The sequence below is a fragment of the Kitasatospora sp. NPDC001539 genome (assembly GCF_040298565.1).
GTDB lineage: Bacteria > Actinomycetota > Actinomycetes > Streptomycetales > Streptomycetaceae > Kitasatospora.
This window is the reverse complement of record NZ_JBEPAK010000052.1, coordinates 1-21100: the sequence shown is the minus strand read 5'-3', so window position 1 is coordinate 21100 and position 21100 is coordinate 1. Positions and strand designations below refer to the sequence as shown.

Below are 21100 nucleotides of genomic sequence, written 5' to 3'. Positions count from 1 at the left end.
CCCCTTACGGAATGACCGGTTTCCCCCTAGGCTGCTGACTACGCCCTTGTTACTGACCGGTACCGCTCAGGTGAACCGGGGCCCCGGCGACCGCCCCCACGGACGCCGCAATCCCTCAGACGGCCACCCGCCCCCGGAGGTCCTCGTTGAGTTCCGCGCAGTCCCTGATCGACTCCGGCAGTGCCGACATCGTCGCCGGGCGTCCCGCCTCCGTCGCCCACCTGTTCCTGGAGCGCGTCGCCGCGACTCCCAACGCGGAGGCCTACCGCCACCCCGCACCGGTGGACGAGCACGCCGCCGACGGCGCCCCGGGCGCCGAGCAGTGGCGTTCGCTGACCTGGGCGCAGACCGCCGTACGGGTCAAGGCGGTGGCGGCCGGCCTGATGGCGCTCGGCATCCAGGCGGAGGACCGGGTCGCGCTGGCCTCCTCCACCCGGCTGGAATGGATCGTCGCCGACCTCGGGGCCATGTGCGCGGGCGCGGCCATCACCACGGTCTACCCCAGCACCAACGCGGACGAGACCGCCTTCATCCTCTCCGACTCCGGTTCCAAGGCGCTGTTCGCGGAGAACGCCGCCCAGCTGGCCAAGGCCGTCGAGCAGATCGAGCACCTGCCCGAGCTGCGCACCGTCATCCTCTTCGACGCCCCCGCCGAGGCCCCCGAGACGGCCGGGCTGGAGCTGCTCACCCTCGCCGAGCTGGAGCAGCGCGGTGCCGAGTACCTGGAGCAGCACCCGGACGCGATCGAGAAGGCCGTCGCCGCGCTCGACAAGGAGCAGCTGGCGACCCTCATCTACACCTCCGGCACCACCGGCCGCCCCAAGGGCGTGCGCCTGGTGCACGACTGCTGGGCGTACGAGGGCCGGGCGCAGGAGGCCAGCGGGCTGCTGCGCTCCGACGACGTCCAGTTCATGTGGCTGCCGCTGTCGCACGTGTTCGGCAAGACGCTGATCTCGGGGCAGATCGCGACCGGCCACGTGATGGCGGTGGACGGCCGGGTCGACCGGATCATCCACAACCTGCCGGCCATCCGGCCGACCATCATGGCCTCCGCGCCGCGCATCTTCGAGAAGGTGTACAACGGCATCGCCGGCCGGGCCCGGGCCGAGGGCGGCGCCAAGTACAAGATCTTCATGTGGGCGGCCAAGGTCGCCCGCGACCACGCCCGGGTGGTCCAGGCGAACCGGATCGCCACCGGCGTCGGCAGCGCCCCGCTGGGGCTGCGGTTGCAGCACGCGCTGGCCGACAAGCTGGTGTACGCCAAGATCCGGGCGGCCTTCGGCGGCCGGCTGCGCGGCGCGGTCTCCGGCAGCGCCGCGCTGGCCCCCGAGATCGGCTACTTCTTCCTCGGCGCCGGGGTGCCGATCCTGGAGGGCTACGGCCTCTCCGAGACCAGCGCCGGGTCCTGCGTCAACCGCGAGGAGGACGTCCGGATCGGCACGGTGGGCCGCCCCCTGCCCGGCACCGAGGTGCGGATCGCCGAGGACGGCGAGATCCTGCTGCGCGGCCCGGGCATCATGCGCGGCTACCACAACCTGCCGGAGAAGACCGCCGAGGTGCTGGAGCCGGACGGCTGGTTCCACACCGAGGACATCGGCGAGCTGAGCGCCGACGGCTTCCTGCGGATCACCGACCGCAAGAAGGACCTGTTCAAGACCTCCGGCGGCAAGTACGTGGCGCCCAGCGAGGTCGAGGGCAAGTTCAAGGCCGTCTGCCCGTTCGTCAGCAACATCCTGGTGATCGGCAACGGCCGCAACTACTGCACCGCGCTGATCGGCCTGGACGAGTCGGTGCTGATGCCGTGGGCCGCCGAGCACGGTCTGGCCGGAAAGAGCTACGCCGAGCTGGCCGAGGAGCCCGCCGTGCGCCGGCTGATCGAGGGCTTCGTGCAGCGCGTCAACGCCGACCTCCAGCGTTGGCAGACGATCAAGAAGTTCCACCTGCTGCCGCGCGACCTGGACATCGAGCACGGTGAGCTCACGCCCAGCCTGAAGATCAAGCGCCCGGTGGTCGAGCGGACCTACGCGGACGCGGTGAGCGCCATGTACGCGGGCGCCAACGAGGCCTGAGCCCGCCTCCCGTACGGTCCGCGCGGGGTTCGCGGGCCGTACGGGACAATGGGGTCATGCCCTCCGCACTCCCCGACGGCGAACCGGTGCCGTCCGACGGTTCCCTGCCCGCGCACGCCCTCTCCGGGCTGGGCTCCCGGCCGTTCGGCTTCTACCTGCACGTGCCGTACTGCGCCAGCCGCTGCGGTTACTGCGACTTCAACACCTACACGGCCACCGAGCTGCGCGCGTCCGGCGCCGTCGCCTCCCAGGAGACCTACGCCGACAACGTGGTCTCCGAGATCCGGCTGGCCCGCCGGGTGCTGGGCGACGCGGACCTCCCGGTGCGCACCGTCTTCCTCGGCGGCGGCACCCCGACCCTGCTGCCGGCCCGCGACCTGGTGAAGATGCTCGCCGCGCTGCGCGAGGAGTTCGGGCTCGCCCCCGACGCGGAGGTCACCACCGAGGCCAACCCGGAGTCCGTCGACCCGGCGTACCTGGCCGAGCTGCGCGAGGGCGGCTACAACCGGATCTCCTTCGGCATGCAGAGCGCCCGTCCGCACGTGCTGCGACTGCTCGACCGCCACCACACCCCGGGCCGCCCCGAGGCCTGTGTGGCCGAGGCCCGCGAAGCCGGCTTCGAGCACGTCAACCTCGATCTGATCTACGGCACCCCCGGTGAGTCCGACGACGACTGGCGGGCCTCCCTGGACGCGGCGATCGGCGCCGGGCCGGACCACGTGTCCGCGTACTCGCTGATCGTCGAGGAGGGCACCCGGCTGGCCGCCCGGGTCAAGCGCGGCGAACTGCCGATGATCGACGACGACGTGCACGCCGACCGGTACCTCACCGCCGAGCAGGCCCTCAGCGCCGCCGGCTACTCCTGGTACGAGGTCTCCAACTGGGCCACCACCCCCGAGGGCCGCTGCCGCCACAACGAGCTGTACTGGACCGGAGCCGACTGGTGGGGCGCCGGCCCCGGCGCCCACAGCCACGTCGGCGGCGTCCGCTGGTGGAACGCCAAGCACCCCGCCGCCTACGCCCGGGCGCTCGCCGAGGGCCGCACCCCCGGCCTGGGCCGCGAGGTCCTGGCGGAGGAGGACCGCCGGGTCGAGCGCATCCTGCTGGAGCTGCGCCTGGTCGACGGCGTCCCCCTGGACCTGCTCACCGACACCGGCCGCAAGGCCGCCGAGCAGCACCTCGCCGACGGCCACCTCGCCCCCGCGCCGTACCGGGCCGGCCGCGCCGCGCTGACCCTCCCGGGAAGGCTGCTGGCGGACGCCGTCGTACGTGACCTGGTGGACTGACCTTCGTTAACGTGGGTGTCAGCCGTCGGAGGGAGCGTGCGATGACCGCCATCGATGACCGGATGACTGGGATCTTCGAGAATTTGAAGGTGCCGGAAGGCGTCAAGGCCGAGCTCATCCGGGGGGAAATCGTGATGATGGCCGGCCCTGACATGGTCCACAACCTCATCGTCCTGGCGATCCAGTCCCAGCTCCCGCTCGGTCGGTGGCGTCCGCTCACCACCCAGGACGTGGCGATCCCCGGGCAGGCGAGTGAACCCCAGCCGGACCTGGTCGTCTTCGAACGCGGAGCGGTGGAGGAGCACGGCCGACTGCTGCCGTCGCCCGCGGTCACCCTGGTGGTCGAGGTGGTGTCGAGGACCAGTGTCGATCGTGACTACCGGACCAAGCGAGAGCTCTACGCCGAGGGCACCATCCCCGCGTACCTGATCGTCGACCCGATCAAGGGCGTGTGCGTGCTGCTCACCGAGTTGGGGGAGGATCCCGGGTCCGGGCTTCCGAGGTACCTTTCGGAGCGGATCAGCAAGTTCGGCGAGCCGGTTCCCATCGGGTTGCTCGACATCGAGCTGGACACCACGGAGTTCCAGAAGTACGTCTGACCGGTCTCACGCCGGCGACGTCACGAAGTCGATCAGCTCCTCGACGCGGCCCAGCAGTTCGGGCTCCAGGTCCTTGTAGCTGTTCACCGTCGACAGGATGCGCTTCCAGGCCGCCGGGGTGTCCACCGGCCAGCCGAGGCGCCGGCAGGTGCCCTCCTTCCAGTCCTCGCCCCGGGGGACCGCGGGCCAGCCGGGGATGCCGACGCTCGACGGCTTCACGGCCTGCCAGACGTCGACGTACGGGTGGCCGACGACCAGCACCGACTCGCCGGTGACCTGCGCGGCGATGCGGTGCTCCTTGGTGCCGGGGAGCAGGTGGTCGACCAGCACGCCGAGGCGGCGGCCGGGGCCGGGGGCGAAGTCGGCGACGATCGCGGGCAGGTCGTCGATGCCCCGCAGGTACTCGACCACCACGCCCTCGATCCGCAGGTCGTCGCCCCAGACCCGCTCGACCAGCTCGGCGTCGTGCCGGCCCTCCACGTAGATCCGGGACTCGCGGGCGACCCGTGCCCGGGCGCCGGGCACGGCGATCGAGCCGGAGGCGGTGCGCCCGGGCGCGCGGGAGGGTGCCGGGCCGGCGGGCCGGACCAGGGTCACCACCCGGCCCTCCAGCAGGAAGCCGCGCGGCACCATCGGGAACACCCGGAGTTTGCCGAAGCGGTCCTCCAGGGTGACGGTGAACCCCTCGGCGGTCTTCTCGCAGCGCACCACCGCCCCGCAGAATCCGGTGGCCGCGTCCTCGACCACCAGGTCCGGCTCGGCGGGCACCTCCGGAGCGGGGGTCTGCTTCTTCCACGGCGGGGTGAGGTCGGGTCCGTACTGGCGGCTGCGCATACGGGTGATCATAGGGACGGCGGACGGGCCGTCAGAGCCCCGGCGCGCCCCAGAGCGGGAACCAGCGGCTCAGGTCCTTCTCCAGCCGCAGGTCGTTCCCCAGCATCGCGTTGACCTGGAGCTCCAGCGGGCTGTTGCGCCGCTCGCCGCCGCCCGGCATCGGGGCGAACGGGTAGAAGGAACCGCGTTTGTAGAGGTACACCAGGGCCAGCGACTGGCCCTGCGGGTTGCGGAAGCCCACCAGCGAGCAGAGCAGCTGCGGACCGAAGCCGTTCGCCTCCAGCTCGCTGTTGACGGCGTGCAGGTCGTTCACCAGCTCGGGCAGTTCCTCGGGGGTGTGCCGGGCGAGCAGCCAGGAGTAGCCGTAGCCGTCCTTGGAGGCCTCCACCGGGACGCCGCCGCGTTCGGTGTCGGCGTCCAGCAGCGCCCGGACCTGCTGTTCGACCTGGACGAAGGCCGCGCCCTCGACGGCCGCGAAGCAGACCGAACCGAGCCCGGTGGGGGTGAAGGCGGCCCCGGCCTCCAGGGTGAGCGCGGCGGACGGCACGCCGAACAACTGGTCGAGGTCGGGCTTGACGGGCTTGGTGCGGCCGAACAGGGCGTCCAGGAATCCCACGGCGGTCCTTTCGGGGCGGAGGGGCTCGGCGGCCGAGGCTTCGGGGGAGGGGATCAGCGGCCGAGCTGCTCGGAGATCTTCGCCAGCTGCGCCAGCCGCTTCTCCAGCGTCGGGTGGGTGGAGAACAGCTGCGAGGCGGTCTCCCGGGCGCTCAGCGCGGGGGCGAAGTAGAAGGCGTTGTACGGCTGGGACTTGCGCAGGTCCTCGGTGGGGATGGCGGCGATCTGCCCGGTCACCTTGGTGAGCGCCGAGGCCAGGGCGCTGGGCCGGCCGGTGATCTGGGCGGCGGCCCGGTCGGCGGCCAGCTCGCGGTAGCGGGAGAGCAGCCGGGTGAGCAGGAAGCTGATCGCGTAGACGACCATCGACACCAGCGGGATGATCAGTGCCACGACGGCCGCGTTCTGGTCGTTGTTGCTGCGCCCGCCGCCCATGAAGCCGCCGTAGACGGCGATCCTGGTCATCGCCCCGGCGAGCACGCCGAGGAAGCCGGCGATGGTCATCACCGCGACGTCCCGGTGGGCGACGTGGGACAGCTCGTGCGCGAGGACGCCCTCGAGCTCCTCCGGTTCGAGGCGGCGCAGCAGGCCGGTGGTCACGCAGACCACGGCGTTCTGCGGGTTCCTTCCGGTGGCGAAGGCGTTCGGCATGTCGTTGTCGGCGACCGCCACCCGGGGCTTGGGCATGTCGGCGAGGGCGCAGAGCCGGTCGACGGTGCCGTGCAGCTGGGGGAACTGCTCCGCGCTCACCGGGCGGGCGCCCATCGCCCGTTCGGTGATCTTGTCGCTGAACCAGAACTGGGCCACGAACAGCCCGCCGGAGATCAGGACGATCAGCGGCCAGGCCCCGCGCAGCAGCGCGATCAGCAGGCCCGTGAAACCGACGTACAGCAGCCCGATCACGAACATCGTCGCGACCATGCGGCCGGTCAGGCCGCGGTCGGGTGCGAAGCGGGTGTGCTGGCCCGAGCTCGACATCGCTTGCTCCTCCGTTCGCCGTCGCTTTCGATGCTGCCACCCGGACGGCCCCGGGGCACCACCCCCGCACCGCGAGTTGCGGCGGCCGGGCCCGCGCCCCGGGGTCCGCGCCCCGGCGGCGCGCCCCCCGGACTGCGGGGAGGATCACCCCGGCCGGGCCGTTCCTGCGATAGGACCCGGGCCTTACACTGGCAGGTACGGTTTTGGCACTCGTGTGCGCAGAGTGCCAGGGTCGGGGCCCTTGCCCGAGCGGCCCGCAGCATCACAGACGGACAACGTGCGAAGACGGAGGTGCGTGCCCCATGGCCGGTGAGGTCCGCCAACTGGACGACCGCAAGCTCGCCGTGCTGCGCGCGATCGTCCAGGACTACGTCGGCACCGAGGAGCCGGTCGGCTCCAAGGCCCTGGTGGAGCGGCACAACCTCGGGGTCTCCCCGGCCACCGTGCGCAACGACATGGCGGCGCTGGAGGAGGAGGGCTACATCCACCAGCCGCACACCAGTGCCGGGCGCATCCCCACCGACAAGGGCTACCGGCTGTTCGTCGACAAGCTTGCCGAGGTCAAGCCGATGAGCGCCCCGGAGCGGCGGGCGATCCGGCACTTCCTCGACGGTGCCGTCGACCTGGACGACGTGGTCGCCCGCACGGTGCGGCTGCTCGCCCAGCTCACCCGGCAGGTCGCCGTGGTGCAGTACCCCTCGCTGACCCGCTCCACCGTCCGGCACATCGAGCTGGTGGCGCTCGCCCCGGCCAAGGTGATGCTCGTCCTGATCACCAACACCGGCCGGGTCGAGCAGCGGATGGTGGACTGCCCGGGCACGGTCGGCGAGACGCTTCTGGCCGACCTGCGGGCGCGGATCAACGCGCGGGCCGCCGGCCAGCGGCTGCCCGACGTCCCGGGCCTGCTGGAGGACCTTCCGGCGACCTTCGAGCAGATCGACCGCCCGACCGTCAGCACGGTCCTGGCGACCCTGTTCGAGGCGTTGGCCGAGCAGAACGAGGAGCGGATCATGCTGGCCGGCACGGCCAACCTGACCCGCCTCGGGCACGACTTCCCGCTGACCATCCAGCCGGTGCTGGAGGCCCTGGAGGAGCAGGTCGTCCTGCTCCGCCTCCTGGGTGAGACCACGGATGCCGCGATGACGGTCCGGATCGGGCGGGAGAACGCCTACGAAGGGCTGAATTCCACCTCGGTCGTGTCGGTGGGCTACGGTTCGGGCGACGAGAGCGTGGCCAAGCTGGGTGTGATCGGTCCGACCCGGATGGACTACCCGGGCACAATGGGGGCGGTGCGCGCGGTGGCACGGTACGTGGGGCAGATCCTGGCCGAGTCGTAGCAAGCAGCCACCGTCAGCCCTCTGGCGGTGGTGTCCAGTCGCACTACTACAGGCGGAACAAGCGGAGCATTTGGTGGCCACGGACTACTACGCGGTACTCGGCGTCCGACGGGATGCGGGGCAGGACGAGATCAAGAAGGCGTTCCGGCGCCTGGCACGCGAACTGCACCCGGACGTCAACCCGGACCCGAAGACGCAGGAGCGGTTCAAGGAGATCAACGCCGCCTACGAGGTGCTCTCCGATCCGCAGAAGCGCCAGGTCTACGACCTCGGCGGGGACCCGCTGTCGCCGGGTGGCGGCGGTGGTGCGGGCGGCTTCGGCGCCGGCGCGGCGGGCTTCGGCTTCTCCGACATCATGGACGCCTTCTTCGGCGCCGCGGCCGGCCAGCGCGGCCCGCGCTCGCGCACCCGCCGCGGCCAGGACGCCATGATCCGCCTGGAGATCACCCTGGAGGAGGCCGCCTTCGGCACCACCAAGGAACTCCAGGTCGACACCGCCGTCACCTGCACCACCTGCAGCGGCGAGGGCGCGGCCCCCGGCACCTCGGCGCAGACCTGCGACATGTGCCGCGGCAAGGGCGAGGTCTCCCAGGTCACCCGCTCCTTCCTGGGGCAGGTCATGACCTCCCGCCCCTGCCCGCAGTGCCAGGGCTTCGGCACCGTCGTGCCGACCCCGTGCCCCGAGTGCGCCGGTGACGGCCGGGTCCGCGCCCGCCGCACCCTGACCGTCAAGATCCCGGCCGGTGTCGACAACGGCACCCGGATCCAGCTGGCCGGCGAGGGCGAGGTCGGCCCCGGCGGCGGCCCGGCCGGCGACCTGTACGTCGAGATCGCCGAGACCACCCACACCGTCTTCCAGCGGCGCGGGGACGACCTGCACTGCACCGTCACCATCCCGATGACGGCCGCCGCGCTCGGCACCCAGGTGCCGTTGCAGACCCTGGACGGACTGGAGGAGGTCGACATCCGGCCCGGCACCCAGTCCGGCCAGTCGATCCCGCTGCACGGCCGGGGCATCACCCACCTGCGCGGTGGCGGCCGGGGCGACCTGATAGTGCACGTCGAGGTGCAGACGCCCACCAAGCTCGACGCCGAGCAGGAGGAGCTGCTGCGCCGGCTCGCCGTGCTGCGCGGCGAGGAGCGCCCGGCCGGCCAGTTCGCGCCGGGGCAGCAGGGCCTGTTCTCGCGACTGAAGGACGCGTTCAACGGCCGGTGAGCCGTCCGGAAGGGGGTGTCGGGGTCCGACCCCGGCACCCCCTTCGCGTTGCCGTTCCGCCCACCCCCTCCGGAGGACCACCCCATGACCGCCCCCGTCTTCGTCGTCGAGACCGAGCGGATCGCCGCCGCCGAGCCCGGGGCGCTGGTGCGCCTGGACGGGGCGGAGGGCCGGCACGCGGCCGCGGTGAAGCGGCTGGAGGCCGGCGAGGCGGTGACCCTCGCCGACGGCCACGGGCTCGGTGCGGACGGGACGGTCGCCGAGGTGCTCGGCAAGGACGCGATCGACGTCGCGGTGGCCGCCGTGCGCCGGGAGCCCGAGCCGGCGCCGCGGATCGTCGTCGTCCAGGCGCTGCCCAAGGGCGACCGCGGCGAGCTGGCGGTGGAGACCATGACCGAGGTCGGCGTGGACGTGGTGATCCCCTGGGCGGCCTCCCGCTGCATCACCCAGTGGAAGGGCGACCGCGGCGCCAAGGCGCTCGCCAAGTGGCGGGCCACCGCGAGGGAGGCCGGCAAGCAGTCCCGCCGGCTGCGCTTCCCCGAGGTGCGCGAGCTGATGACCACCAGGCAGCTGGCCCCGCTGCTGGCGCAGGCCGCGCTGGCCGCTGTGCTGCACGAGGAGGGCGCCGAACCGCTGGCGCACGCCGCGCTGCCGCAGGCGGGCGACATCGTGCTGGTGGTCGGCCCGGAGGGCGGGGTCTCCCCGGAGGAGCTGGCCGCCTTCGCCGAGGCGGGCGCGAAGCCGTACCGGCTGGGCCCGTCGGTGCTGCGCACCTCCACCGCCGGGGTCGCCGCCGGCGCCCTGCTCCTGGGCCGCACCGGCCGCTGGGCCTAGCGCCCGTCTTCAAACCCCCGCCCGCGGGGGAGTTGGGAAAAGCGCAGCGGCCCCCGCCCGGGCCTGCCTACGCTGGCCGGGTGACGGACTACCTGAGCACCTCCGCGGGCGCCTACCTGCGCCATCCCCATCTGCACGGTGACCTGGTCACCTTCGTCGCCGAGGACGACCTGTGGGTGGCCCCGCTGGACGGCGGCCGGGCCTGGCGGCTGACGGCCGACCACCTCCCGGTGCACCACCCGCGGTTCTCCCCGGACGGCCGGCACATCGCCTTCTCCTCGCCCCGGGACGGCGCCCCGGAGGTGCACGTGGTGCCGGTGGACGGCGGGCCGTCCCGGCGGCTCACCCACTGGGGCAGCCACCAGACCCGGGTGCAGGGCTGGACGGCCGACGGCCGCCCGATCGCCACCACCAGCGCCGGTGCGGCCAGTGCCCGCCACACCTGGGCGTACGCGGTGCCGCTGGACGGCGGCGAGCCGCTGCGGTTGCCGTACGGGCCGGTCGGCGGCCTGGCCTTCGAGCCGGACGGCGATCGCGTCCTGCTGGTGACCGTCAACAACCGCGAGCCGGCCTGGTGGAAGCGCTACCGGGGCGGCCGGGCCGGCAAGTTGTGGCTGGGGCGGGACGAGTTCACCCGCGTGCACGAGGAGTTGGACGGGCAGCTCGACTCCCCGCTGTGGGTGCCCGGTTCCGGAGGGCAGGACGGCCGGATCGCCTTCCTGTCCGACCACGAGGGCGTCGGCGAGCTGTGGTCCAGCCGCCCGGACGGGTCCGACCTGCGCCGCCACACCGGTGACCCGGACGGCTTCTACGCCCGCAACGCCAGCACCGACGGCACCAGGGTCGTCTTCCACCGGGCCGGCGACCTCTGGCTGCTGGACGACCTGGACGGCACCGAGCCGCGCCGCCTGGACATCCGGCTCGCCGGTCCGCGCACCGGCCGCCGCCCGGGCCCGGTGCACGCCGCGCACTGGCTGGAGTCCGTCGACCCGGACCGCACCGGCCGGGCCGCCGCCGTGGTGGTGCGCGGCGGCGTGCACTGGCTGACCCACCGGGAGGGCCCGGCCCGGGTGCTGGACGCGACCCCGGGGGTGCGCGGGCGGCTGGCCGCGGTGGTGCCGGGCGAGGACGGCGCCCAGGGCGTGCTGTGGGTGTCCGACGCCGAGGGCGAGGACGCCCTGGAGTACGCGCCCGCGGTGCACGGCGCCGAGCGGCGCAGGCTGGCCGCGGGGCGGATCGGCCGGGTCAACTCGCTGGTGGTCTCCCCGGACGGCAAGCAGGCGGCGCTCGGCGTGCACGACGGCCGGCTGCTGCTGGTCGCGCTGGCCGACGGCGCCGTGCACGAACTGGAGCGCAGCACCGACGGCGAGGTCAGCGGCCTGGCGTTCAGCCCGGACTCGGCCTGGCTGGCGTGGTCCCGCCCGGTGCACGGGGTGGGCCCCTACTCGCTGCGCCAGATCGTGCTGGCGAACCTGGCCACCCGCACCGTCGGCGAGGTCACCCAGCAGCGCTTCGTCGACACCTCGCCCGCCTTCACCGCGGACGGCCGCTACCTGGCCTTCCTGTCGGTGCGCAACTTCGACCCGGTGTACGACGCGCACGCCTTCGACCTGTCCTTCCCGAACGGCTGCCGCCCGTACCTGATCACCCTGGCCGCCGACACGCCGTCCCCGTTCGGGCCCCAGCGGGCCGGGCGGCCGCTCGGCGGGGAGGAGGACGAGCCCGGGGGCCGCGCGGCGGACGGCAGGGCGGAGGGCGAGGGCGGGGCCGAGGCCGTGCCGGTGACCAGGGTGGACCTGGACGGCATCGCCGACCGGATCGTCCCGTTCCCGGTGGAGGGCGGCCGGTTCCACGCGCTGTCCGCGGCCAAGGACGGCGTGCTGTGGACCAGGGCGCCGCTGCTCGGCGAACTCGGCGACGAGGCGGCCTCCCTGGACGACGAACGGCCGCGGCCGGTGCTGGAGCGCTTCGACCTCAGGAAGCGCCGGGTCGAGCAACTGGTGCACGGCGTCGACGGGTTCGCGGTCAGCGGGGACGGCACCCGGGTGGCCGTGCTGGACGAGGGCGAGCTGCGGATCGTCCCGGCCGACCGCAGGGCGGGCGGCGAGGACGACGAGACGACCGTCGACCTCGCCCGGCTGCGGGTGAGCGTCGACCCGGCCGCCGAGTGGCGGCAGATGTACGCCGAGACCGGCCGGCTGATGCGGGACAACTTCTGGCGCCCCGACCTCGGCGGGGTGGACTGGGCGGGGGTGCTGGAGCGCTACCGGCCGCTGGTCGAGCGGGTCGGCTCCCACGACGAACTGGTCGACCTGCTCTGGGAGGTGCACGGCGAACTCGGCACCTCGCACGCCTACGTGATCCCGAACGGCCGCTACACCGAGCCCGCGCGCCGCCAGGGCCTGCTGGGCGCGGACCTGGTGAAGGACGGCGAGCACTGGCGGATCGCCCGCATCCTGCCGGGCGAGTCCTCCGACCCGCGGGCCCGCTCGCCGCTGGCCGCACCCGGCGCGGCGATCCGCCCGGGCGACGCGGTGCTGGCCGTCGACGGCCGCCCGGTGGACCCGGTCACCGGCCCGGCGCCGCTGCTGGCCGGCACCGCCGGGCAGCCGGTGGAGCTGACCGTGGCCGGCAAGGACGGCACCGACCGGCGCCACCCGGTGGTCGTCCCGCTCGCCGACGAGGCGGCGCTGCGCTACCACGACTGGGTCGCCGGGCGGCGGGCCGCGACGCGGGAGCTGTCCGGCGGCCGGCTCGGCTACCTGCACATCCCGGACATGCAGACGGCAGGCTGGGCGCAGCTGCACCGGGACCTGAGCACCGAGATGACCCGGGAGGGCGTGATCGTCGACGTCCGGGACAACCGCGGCGGCCACACCTCGCAGCTGGTGATCGAGAAGCTGGCCCGCCGGATCGTCGGCTGGGACGTCATCCGGGACACCGCCAGCCCGGTGCCGTACCCGATGGACGCCCCGCGCGGGCCGGTGGTCGCGATCGCCAACGAGCTCTCCGGCTCGGACGGCGACGTCGTCAACGCCGCCATCCAGGCGCTCGGGATCGGCCCGGTGGTCGGCACCCGCACCTGGGGCGGGGTGATCGGCATCGACAGCCGCTACCGGCTGGTCGACGGCACGCTGGTCACCCAGCCCAAGTACGCGTTCTGGCTGGAGAACTACGGCTGGGGCCTGGAGAACCGCGGCGTCGACCCGGACGTCGAGGTGCCGTTCGCCCCGCACCACTGGGCGGCCGGCGAGGACCCCCAGCTGGCCGAGGCGGTGCGGATCGCCCTGGCGGCCCTGGAGCGGACCCCGGCCCGCACGCCGCCGCTGCCCTGGGCGTAGCCGGGGGCGGCCCGGAGCGGGGTCCGCGGGGCCGGCGGCCGCTCCGGGCGTGGGTAGGATGCGGGGCTGTTCTTGATCACGGTCGTGTCGATGGCGTGATCACGGTCCTGACGGACAGCTCACGGGGGAGCACATGGCACAGGGTCATCCGCCGCCGCAGTACCCGCAGAACGGCTGCGCGCAGCCGCCGCAGCCGCTGTCGCAGCGGTACGGCCACGGGCCCGACCCGTACGCCCGGGGGCCCTACGCCCAGCCGTACGGGCAACAGCAGCCGCCGCGGCCGTACGGGCAGCCGCCGCAGCCGTACGGCCAGCAGCCCTACCCGCACCCGCCGACCGTGCTGCCGCCGTGCCCGAAGGAGGCCGGCGGCGGGCGGCGCTTCCTGGCGACCGTGCTCGACTTCGTCCTCGCCGTGGGCCTCGGCTTCGCCGCCGCCAGGGCCGTGGACGCGGCGGGCCGCCCGAAGCCGGTCGCGCACGCGGCCGGCCACGCCGTCCGGCACGGCAGCGGCCCGGTGGTGCCGTACTTCGTGACGCTGCTGGTCGCCGGCCTGCTCGCCTCGTTCCTCAACCAGGTGGTGCTCACCCGGCTCACCGGGTTCAGCGTGGGCAAGGGGATCCTGGCGATGCGGGTGGTGCGCCGCAAGGGCGTCATGCGCCCGAACACCTGGCGGCTCACCCGGCGCTGGCTGCTGGGCTTCGTCTACCTGGCGGTGATGTTCCTGTCGGAGGACTTCGAGGTGTCCGAGGGGGACGTCGTCGGCATGCGCTCGGTGCGCCGGAAGCACCTGCGGGAGTACCGGCGGGCGGTCGCGCCGCTCGGCTAGGCTGCGCCCGTACGGCCCGTGAGGCCGTGATCCACGACCCGACGCGACGTGATCCACGACCAACCCGAGGAGAAGCCGATGGCCGGCGAGCCGCAGCCCGACTGCCTGTTCTGCAAGATCGTGGCGGGCGAGATCCCGGCGACCGTGGTGCGCAAGACGGAGCGCACCCTCGCCTTCCGCGACATCGCCCCCAAGGCCCCCGTGCACGTCCTTGTCATCCCGCACGCCCACTACCCGAACGCCGCCGCCCTGGCCGCCGCCGAGCCGCAGACCGTCGGCGAACTGCTCGCCGAGGCGGGCGCGGTGGCCCGGGACGAGGGCATCGAGGACTACCGGCTGATCTTCAACACCGGGGCCGGCGCCGGGCAGACCGTCTTCCACGCCCACGTCCACGTGCTGGGCGGCACCCGCATGACCGAGAGCATGGTCTGACCTACGTGTCCCAGCGCGAACTCGTCGTCCTCGGCACCGCCAGCCAGGTGCCCACCCGGCACCGCAACCACAACGGCTACCTGCTCCGCTGGGACGGCGAGGGCCTGCTGTTCGACCCCGGCGAGGGCACCCAGCGGCAGATGCTGCACGCCGGGGTCTCGGCCACCCAGATCACCCGGATCGCCGTGACCCACTTCCACGGCGACCACTGCCTGGGCCTCGCCGGGGTGATCCAGCGGATCAACCTCGACCGCGTCCCGCACCCGGTGGACGTCTACTTCCCGGCCTCCGGGGAGGTGTACTTCGAGCGGCTGCGGCACGCCACCGCCTACCACGAGACGGCGGTGCTGCGCCCCCGGCCGATCGACGAGCCGGGCCCGCTGCCCGCCCCCGGGGCCCGCTTCGCGCTGGACGCCGTCCGGCTGGACCACCCGGTGGAGTCCTTCGGCTACCGGCTGGCCGAGCCGGACGGCCGCCGCCTGGTTCCGGAGCGCCTCGCCGAACTGGGGATCTTCGGCCCGGCGGTGGGCCGGCTGCAGCACGAGGGCGCGATCGAGGCGGACGGCCGGCGGGTCACCCTGGACGAGGTCAGCGAGCCCCGGCCGGGCCAGCGGTTCGCCTTCGTGATGGACACCCGGCTCTGCGAGGGCGTGCACCGGCTCGCCGAGGGCGCCGACCTGCTGGTGGTCGAGGCCACCTTCACGGACGCCGACGCCCGCCTCGCCGAGGAGCACGGGCACCTCACCGCGGGCCAGGCCGCCAAGGTCGCCGCCGAGGCGGGGGTGCGCACCCTGGTGCTGACCCACTTCTCCCAGCGCTACCCGGACCTCGGCCAGCACCTGGCCGACGCCCGCAAGCACTTCGACGGGGAACTGGTGCTCGCCGCCGACCTCGCCCGGGTGCCCGTTCCGGCCCGCCGTCACCCGTGAACGGCGCGCGGGCCCGGCGGCCGCGCCCGTGCGGGGCGCAGCGGCCGCGTCCGTCCCGGACGAAAAGGGTTCGCGTCCTTCCCCGATCTGCCGCAGCATCGTGCGGGTGCGGCCCCGCCGCCCGCCGCAGCGATCACGCTCGCGGCGTACCCTGGTGCCCCGGAGACCGAGCGGCACACGACACCACGGATGGGATGAGGCAGGCCCCAGCGCCGACCTATGAGTGACACATCGCAGACCCGTACCGACGGACAGTCGCGCCCCGAACCGGCCGAGGACGGCCGCGTGAGCGCCCGGATCGTCATCCCCGAGAAGCACCCGATGGTCACCCTGCTCGGGACGGCGGACTCGCTGCTGCGGGTGATCGAACGGGGCTTCCCCGACGCCGACATCCACGTGCGCGGCAACGAGGTGACCGCCACCGGTGGGCGGGCCGAGGTCGCCCTCGTGCAGAAGCTCTTCAACGAGATGATGCTGGTGCTGCGCACCGGCCAGCCCCTGACGGAGGACGCCGTGGAGCGCTCCATCGCCATGCTTCGCGAGGAGGACCCGGACGGCCCGGCGCCGTCCGAGGTGTTCACCGCGAACATCCTGTCCAACCGGGGCCGCACGATCCGCCCCAAGACCCTCAACCAGCAGCGCTACGTCGACGCGATCGACAAGCACACGATCGTCTTCGGCCTCGGCCCGGCCGGCACCGGCAAGACCTACCTGGCGATGGCCAAGGCCGTCCAGGCGCTGCAGGCCAAGGAGGTCAACCGGATCATCCTGACCCGCCCGGCGGTCGAGGCGGGGGAGCGGCTGGGCTTCCTGCCCGGCACCCTCTACGAGAAGATCGACCCGTACCTGCGCCCGCTGTACGACGCGCTGCACGACATGATGGACCCGGACTCCATCCCGCGCCTGATGGCGGCCGGCACCATCGAGGTCGCCCCGCTCGCGTACATGCGCGGCCGCACCCTCAACGACGCCTTCATCATCCTGGACGAGGCCCAGAACACCTCGCCCGAGCAGATGAAGATGTTCCTCACCCGCCTCGGGTTCAACTCCCGGGTGGTGGTCACCGGCGACACCAGCCAGATCGACCTCCCGGGCGGCACCAGGAGCGGTCTCAAGGTCGTCCAGGAGATCCTGGCCGACGTGCCGGACATCCACTTCTCCGTCCTCACCAGCACCGACGTGGTCCGCCACAAGCTGGTCGGCCGGATCGTGGACGCGTACGAGCGCTGGGACGCCCGGCAGGAGGCCGAGCAGGCCCCGGCCGGCCGCAAGCCCGCGCAGCGGCGCGTCGGCAAGACGACAGCAGCCCGCGCCCCCCGACAGTCCCATCGCACCGAAAGCTGAGCACACAGCCCGTCATGTCGATCGACATCGCCAACGAGTCCGGTTGGGACGCCGATGAGGAAGCCATCCTCGACGTCGCCCGCTTCGCCCTGGACAAGATGCGGATCCACCCGCAGTCCGAACTGTCCGTGATCCTGGTGGACAGTGCGGCGATGGAGGAGCTGCACATCCAGTGGATGGACCTGCCCGGTCCGACCGACGTGATGTCGTTCCCGATGGACGAGCTGCGTCCCGGCAAGGAGGGCGACGAGCTGCCGCAGGGCCTGCTCGGCGACATCGTGCTGTGCCCCGAGGTCGCCGAGCAGCAGGGCAAGGCGGCCCCCTCCAAGCACTCGATGGACGAGGAGCTGCAGCTGCTGACCGTCCACGGCGTGCTGCACGTCCTCGGCTACGACCACGAGGAGCCGGAGGAAGAGGAGGAGATGTTCGCCCTCCAGAAGCGCATCCTGGACGACTGGCGGGCGACTCGCGGCCTCGGCGGCCTCTCCCCGGCCCCCACCACCCACTGAGCACGGAGCCCGAACCCCTGTGAGTGGTGAGAGTACGAGCTTCATCCTCGGCGCCGTGGCCCTGGTCGTGCTGGGCTGGCTGGCCGCGTGCGCCGAGGCGGGCATCTCCCGGGTCTCCCGGTTCCGGGCGGAGGAGGCGGTGCGCAACGGCCGGCGCGGCTCCGCGCGGCTGCTGACCGTCGCCTCCGACCCGATCCGCTACCTCAACCTGGCGACCCTGATCCGGGTGGCCAGCGAGATGGCGGCGGCCGTCCTGGTCACCGCGGTGAGCGTGCGCAACATCCACCCGACCTGGCAGGCCGTGCTGCTGTCGTTCGGCGTGATGGTGCTGGTGTCGTTCGTCGCGGTGGGCGTCTCGCCGCGCACGATCGGGCGCCAGCACCCGATCTCCACCACGACCGCGGCCTCCTTCGTGCTGCTGCCGCTGGCCGCGGTGCTCGGCCCGATCCCGCGGCTGCTGATCCTGCTGGGCAACGCCCTGACCCCGGGCAAGGGCTACCGCGAGGGGCCGTTCGCCTCGGAGGCGGAGCTGCGGGCCCTGGTCGACCTCGCCGAGAAGGACGACCTGATCGAGGACGAGGAGCGCCGGATGGTGCACTCCGTCTTCGAGCTGGGCGACACCATCGTGCGCGAGGTGATGGTGCCCCGCACCGACCTGGTGATGATCGAGCGGCACAAGACCGTCCGGCAGGCGCTCACCCTGGCGCTGCGCTCGGGTTTCTCGCGGATCCCGGTGGTCGGCGACAACGAGGACGACGTGGTGGGCATCGTCTACCTCAAGGACCTGGTGCGCCGCACCCACATCAACCGGGAGGCGGAGGCCGAGGAGGTCGGCGCGGTGATGCGCCCGGCCGTCTTCGTGCCGGACTCCAAGCCGGCCGGCGACCTGCTGCGCGAGATGCAGCAGCGCCGCTCGCACGTCGCGATCGTGATCGACGAGTACGGCGGCACGGCCGGCCTGGTCACCATCGAGGACATCCTGGAGGAGATCGTCGGCGAGATCACCGACGAGTACGACCGGGAGATCGCGCCGATCGAGGACCTCGGTGACGGCTCGTACCGGATCACCGCCCGCCTCCTGGTGGAGGACCTGGGCGAGCTGTTCGGCATCGAGCTGGAGGACGAGGACGTCGAGACCGTCGGCGGCCTGCTGGCCAAGCACCTCGGCCGGGTGCCGATCCCCGGTTCCTCCTGCGAGATCCCGCTGCCCGACACCGAGGACACCGGTCTGACCGGCATCCTGCTGACCGCGGAGTCCTCGGCCGGGCGGCGCAACCGGATCGGATCGATGGTCGCCTCGCCGGTGCGCAAGACGGCGGAGACCGCGGAGCCGGTCGGCGAGTAGCGCGCGCCGCCCGGCGAGTAGCGGCCCGGCGGCGGCGGGGCGACCATGGAGGGCATGACGCACAAACTTCGGGCGGAGTACGGCCCGCAGGGGGCGGTCGGCGGGGCCAGGGTCTGGCACGTGGTGCGGGACGAGGACCCGGCGACGGCGCTCTGCGGCCGCACCATGCCCGACGACGCCGAGACGCGGCCCGAGCAGGACTGGGGCACCGGGCTGCGCTGCTGCCAGCAGTGCGGCTCGCTCTACATGCACGAGGTGCCGCACATGCAGGGGAGCCATCCGTACAGCTGACGCGGGCAACTCGTCCGGCGCGGGGGACCCTCGCCGAGCTCTGGAGGTCACCATGAAGCTGCAAGACGGACTGCCGACCGTCGATCGCCGACTCGCGCTGGTGTGGCGGGTCGGGGCGGCACTGGGGGGAGTCTTCCTGATCGTGTTCGGAAGCCTGGGGCTGGCCGACCACCCCGGGTTCCTGGACACCGGCGCCGACCGGGTCGCCGGGTTGTCGACCAACGGGGCGCTGGCCATCCTGTCCATCGTGGCGGGTGCGATCCTGCTGCTCGGGGCCGTGATCGGCGGGAACTTCGCGTCCAACCTCAACATGGTGGTCGGCCTGCTGTTCGTCCTCTCCGGCTTCTACGGACTGACGGTGCTCGGGCGGCCGGACGCCAACATCCTCAACTTCCGGATGTCGAACGTGCTGTTCGCCTTCATCTTCGGGATCATCGTGACGACCTTCGGCATGTACGGCCGGGTGAGCGGCCACCTGCCGCACGACAACCCGTTCTGGCGCCGGCGGATCGAGCGCGAGGAGCCGCTGCCCTCCGGTCCGAAGACCTTCGTCAAGGTCATCAACCCCAACCGCGGGCGGACCCACCCGGTCGGCCACTGAGCCGGAGCGGGTGCCTATGCTCGGCGGCATGAGTGACATCGTCGAGCTCGACCCCGAGGACAAGAAGATCATCACCCTGGCCCGCTCGGCCCGCGCCCGCAACGGCGTCCCCGAGGGGGCCGCGGTGCGTGACGAGACCGGCCGCACCTACGTGGCCGGGACGGTCGCGCTGGAGTCGCTGCGGCTGAGCGCCCTGCAGACGGCGGTGGCGATGGCGGTGGCCAGCGGCGCGAAGTCGCTGGAGGCGGCCGCCGTGGTGAGCGAGGCCGAGCAGCCGGCCGAGGCCGACCTGGCCGCGGTGCGGGACCTCGGCGGGGCCGGGACGCCGGTGCTGCTGGCCGGCCCGGACGGCGTGCTGCGGGTGTCGGTCGAGGCCCGCTGAGTCCTCCTCGGGCCCGCGGGGGCGTGCTGCGGCGACCGTCGGCCGCACTGTGGGCGACATCCCCATGTGTTCAGCCGATAATCTCACCGGGGGAGGGCATTCCGGTGAGAGGGCTGGGGCATGGGGGCGTTGGCGTTCGTCGCCGGACTGCTGCTGTTCGTGATGGGGATGGGCAAGTGGCAGGAGACCGGCTCCCCCGCCTGGCTCTGGGGTTCGATCGGCTTCCTGGTGCTGCTGGTGGTGTTCTCGCTGACCGGGCGCGGCGGTGACCGGGGCTGAGCGGCCGGTGCGCACCGGGCCCGGACGGCGCCGCTCCGGTGATCAGGGAGAATGGAGCCCATGAATGCCCCTTCCTCCTCGTACCGCTCCGGGTTCGCGTGCTTCGTCGGCCGCCCCAACGCGGGCAAGTCGACCCTGACCAACGCCCTGGTGGGGACGAAGGTCGCGATCACCTCCGACCGCCCGCAGACCACCCGGCACACCGTGCGCGGCATCGTGCACCGCCCGGACGCCCAGCTCGTGCTGGTCGACACCCCCGGCCTGCACAAGCCGCGCACCCTGCTCGGCGAGCGCCTCAACGACCTGGTGCGCACCACCTGGGCCGAGGTCGACGTGATCGGCTTCTGCCTGCCCGCCGACCAGAAGATCGGCCCCGGCGACAAGTTCATCGCCAAGGAGATCGCCGGGATCAAGAAGACCCCGAAGGTCGCCATCGTCACCAAGACCGACCTGGTCGACTCCAAGCGCCTGGCCGAGCAGCTCATCGCGGTCCAGCAGCTCGGCGTCGAGCTGGGCTTCGAGTGGGCCGAGATCATCCCGGTCTCGGCGGTCGGTGACAAGCAGGTCGAGCTGGCCGCCGACCTGCTCACCAAGCTGCTGCCGGAGGGCGGCCAGCTCTACCCGGAGGGCGACCTCACCGACGAGCCCGAGCAGATCATGGTGGCCGAGCTGATCCGCGAGGCCGCGCTGGAGGGCGTGCGGGACGAACTCCCGCACTCACTGGCCGTCGTGGTCGAGGAGATGCTGCCGCGCGAGGGCCGCCCGGCGGACCGCCCGCTGCTGGACATCCACGCCAACGTCTACATCGAGCGGCAGAGCCAGAAGGCGATCGTCATCGGCGCCAAGGGCGCCCGGCTCAAGCACGTCGGCAGCACCGCCCGCAAGCACATCGAGGCGCTGCTCGGCACGCCCGTCTACCTGGACCTGCACGTCAAGGTGGCCAAGGACTGGCAGCGCGACCCCAAGCAGCTGCGCAAGCTCGGCTTCTGACGCGAGGTCGGATGGGGGGCTCGCGAGGGCCCCGGAGGAACACCCGCAGGCCCGCCCGGACGTCGC

General features: G+C 73.0%; 21 protein-coding genes. 18 read left to right on the top strand and 3 right to left on the bottom strand.

The window, feature by feature from the left end; genetic code table 11:
- The first annotated feature begins 146 nt into the window (after positions 1 to 146).
- The 3 genes from ABT247_RS11590 to ABT247_RS11580 are packed head-to-tail and all read left to right on the top strand — an operon-like array spanning position 147 to position 3954.
- On the top strand, positions 147 to 2069 hold the full coding sequence (locus ABT247_RS11590; protein ID WP_350741427.1) for an AMP-dependent synthetase/ligase: 1923 nt from the start codon (positions 147 to 149) through the stop codon (positions 2067 to 2069).
- A 56-nt stretch (positions 2070 to 2125) separates the two neighbouring features.
- A complete protein-coding gene (gene hemW, locus ABT247_RS11585) occupies positions 2126 to 3355 on the top strand; it encodes a radical SAM family heme chaperone HemW (protein ID WP_350741425.1) in 1230 nt (409 codons plus the stop codon).
- Between the two features lie 41 nt (positions 3356 to 3396).
- Positions 3397 to 3954, top strand: a complete 558-nt coding sequence (locus tag ABT247_RS11580; RefSeq protein ID WP_350741423.1) for a Uma2 family endonuclease — start codon at positions 3397 to 3399, stop codon at positions 3952 to 3954.
- A gap of 6 nt (positions 3955 to 3960) precedes the next feature.
- Here the strand turns inward: ABT247_RS11580 and ABT247_RS11575 are convergent, their stop codons facing one another.
- Genes ABT247_RS11575 through htpX form a run of 3 tightly spaced genes read right to left on the bottom strand, consistent with a single transcriptional unit; the run spans position 3961 to position 6378 of the window.
- Positions 3961 to 4788, bottom strand: coding sequence for a DUF3097 domain-containing protein (locus tag ABT247_RS11575; RefSeq protein ID WP_350741421.1), 828 nt, complete (start codon positions 4786 to 4788; stop codon positions 3961 to 3963).
- Between the two features lie 31 nt (positions 4789 to 4819).
- Positions 4820 to 5404 carry a PspA-associated protein PspAB gene (gene pspAB, locus ABT247_RS11570; RefSeq protein WP_350741419.1) on the bottom strand — a complete coding sequence of 195 codons (585 nt, stop codon included), beginning with the start codon at positions 5402 to 5404 and terminating at the stop codon, positions 4820 to 4822.
- A 53-nt stretch (positions 5405 to 5457) separates the two neighbouring features.
- Positions 5458 to 6378, bottom strand: coding sequence for a zinc metalloprotease HtpX (gene htpX, locus ABT247_RS11565; protein WP_350741417.1), 921 nt, complete (start codon positions 6376 to 6378; stop codon positions 5458 to 5460).
- Between the two features lie 302 nt (positions 6379 to 6680).
- On the opposite strand from htpX, the gene hrcA reads away from it, so the two are divergent.
- The 15 genes from hrcA (at position 6681) to era (ending at position 21034) form a co-directional block, all read left to right on the top strand.
- Entirely contained in the window at positions 6681 to 7715 is a 1035-nt protein-coding gene (gene hrcA / locus ABT247_RS11560; protein ID WP_350741415.1) for a heat-inducible transcriptional repressor HrcA, read from the top strand.
- 73 nt (positions 7716 to 7788) lie between these two features.
- Positions 7789 to 8931, top strand: coding sequence for a molecular chaperone DnaJ (gene dnaJ, locus ABT247_RS11555; RefSeq protein ID WP_350741413.1), 1143 nt, complete (start codon positions 7789 to 7791; stop codon positions 8929 to 8931).
- An 84-nt stretch (positions 8932 to 9015) separates the two neighbouring features.
- Positions 9016 to 9765, top strand: coding sequence for a 16S rRNA (uracil(1498)-N(3))-methyltransferase (locus ABT247_RS11550; protein ID WP_350741411.1), 750 nt, complete (start codon positions 9016 to 9018; stop codon positions 9763 to 9765).
- Positions 9766 to 9845: 80 nt separating this feature from the next.
- Entirely contained in the window at positions 9846 to 13106 is a 3261-nt protein-coding gene (locus tag ABT247_RS11545) for a S41 family peptidase (protein ID WP_350741409.1), read from the top strand.
- Positions 13107 to 13239: 133 nt separating this feature from the next.
- Entirely contained in the window at positions 13240 to 13932 is a 693-nt protein-coding gene (locus tag ABT247_RS11540) for an RDD family protein (RefSeq protein ID WP_350741407.1), read from the top strand.
- A 78-nt stretch (positions 13933 to 14010) separates the two neighbouring features.
- Positions 14011 to 14364 (top strand): histidine triad nucleotide-binding protein, encoded by a 354-nt coding sequence (locus ABT247_RS11535; protein ID WP_350741447.1) that lies wholly within the window; start codon positions 14011 to 14013, stop codon positions 14362 to 14364.
- Between the two features lie 5 nt (positions 14365 to 14369).
- Positions 14370 to 15293 carry a ribonuclease Z gene (locus ABT247_RS11530; protein ID WP_350741405.1) on the top strand — a complete coding sequence of 308 codons (924 nt, stop codon included), beginning with the start codon at positions 14370 to 14372 and terminating at the stop codon, positions 15291 to 15293.
- A gap of 219 nt (positions 15294 to 15512) precedes the next feature.
- Complete coding sequence (locus tag ABT247_RS11525) at positions 15513 to 16637, top strand: PhoH family protein (RefSeq protein ID WP_392903147.1); 1125 nt, start codon at positions 15513 to 15515, stop codon at positions 16635 to 16637.
- Positions 16638 to 16651: 14 nt separating this feature from the next.
- Positions 16652 to 17146, top strand: coding sequence for an rRNA maturation RNase YbeY (ybeY, locus tag ABT247_RS11520; protein WP_350741403.1), 495 nt, complete (start codon positions 16652 to 16654; stop codon positions 17144 to 17146).
- A gap of 19 nt (positions 17147 to 17165) precedes the next feature.
- Entirely contained in the window at positions 17166 to 18491 is a 1326-nt protein-coding gene (locus tag ABT247_RS11515; RefSeq protein WP_350741401.1) for a hemolysin family protein, read from the top strand.
- A 54-nt stretch (positions 18492 to 18545) separates the two neighbouring features.
- Entirely contained in the window at positions 18546 to 18782 is a 237-nt protein-coding gene (locus tag ABT247_RS11510; RefSeq protein WP_350741399.1) for a hypothetical protein, read from the top strand.
- A 52-nt stretch (positions 18783 to 18834) separates the two neighbouring features.
- Positions 18835 to 19383: a DUF4383 domain-containing protein gene (locus ABT247_RS11505; RefSeq protein ID WP_350741397.1), complete on the top strand. Its 549-nt coding sequence runs from the start codon at positions 18835 to 18837 to the stop codon at positions 19381 to 19383.
- Between the two features lie 28 nt (positions 19384 to 19411).
- Complete coding sequence (locus ABT247_RS11500; RefSeq protein ID WP_350741395.1) at positions 19412 to 19765, top strand: cytidine deaminase-like protein; 354 nt, start codon at positions 19412 to 19414, stop codon at positions 19763 to 19765.
- Between the two features lie 120 nt (positions 19766 to 19885).
- Complete coding sequence (locus tag ABT247_RS11495; RefSeq protein WP_350741393.1) at positions 19886 to 20044, top strand: hypothetical protein; 159 nt, start codon at positions 19886 to 19888, stop codon at positions 20042 to 20044.
- Between the two features lie 60 nt (positions 20045 to 20104).
- Positions 20105 to 21034, top strand: a complete 930-nt coding sequence (gene era, locus ABT247_RS11490; protein ID WP_350741391.1) for a GTPase Era — start codon at positions 20105 to 20107, stop codon at positions 21032 to 21034.
- Positions 21035 to 21100: the final 66 nt, after the last annotated feature.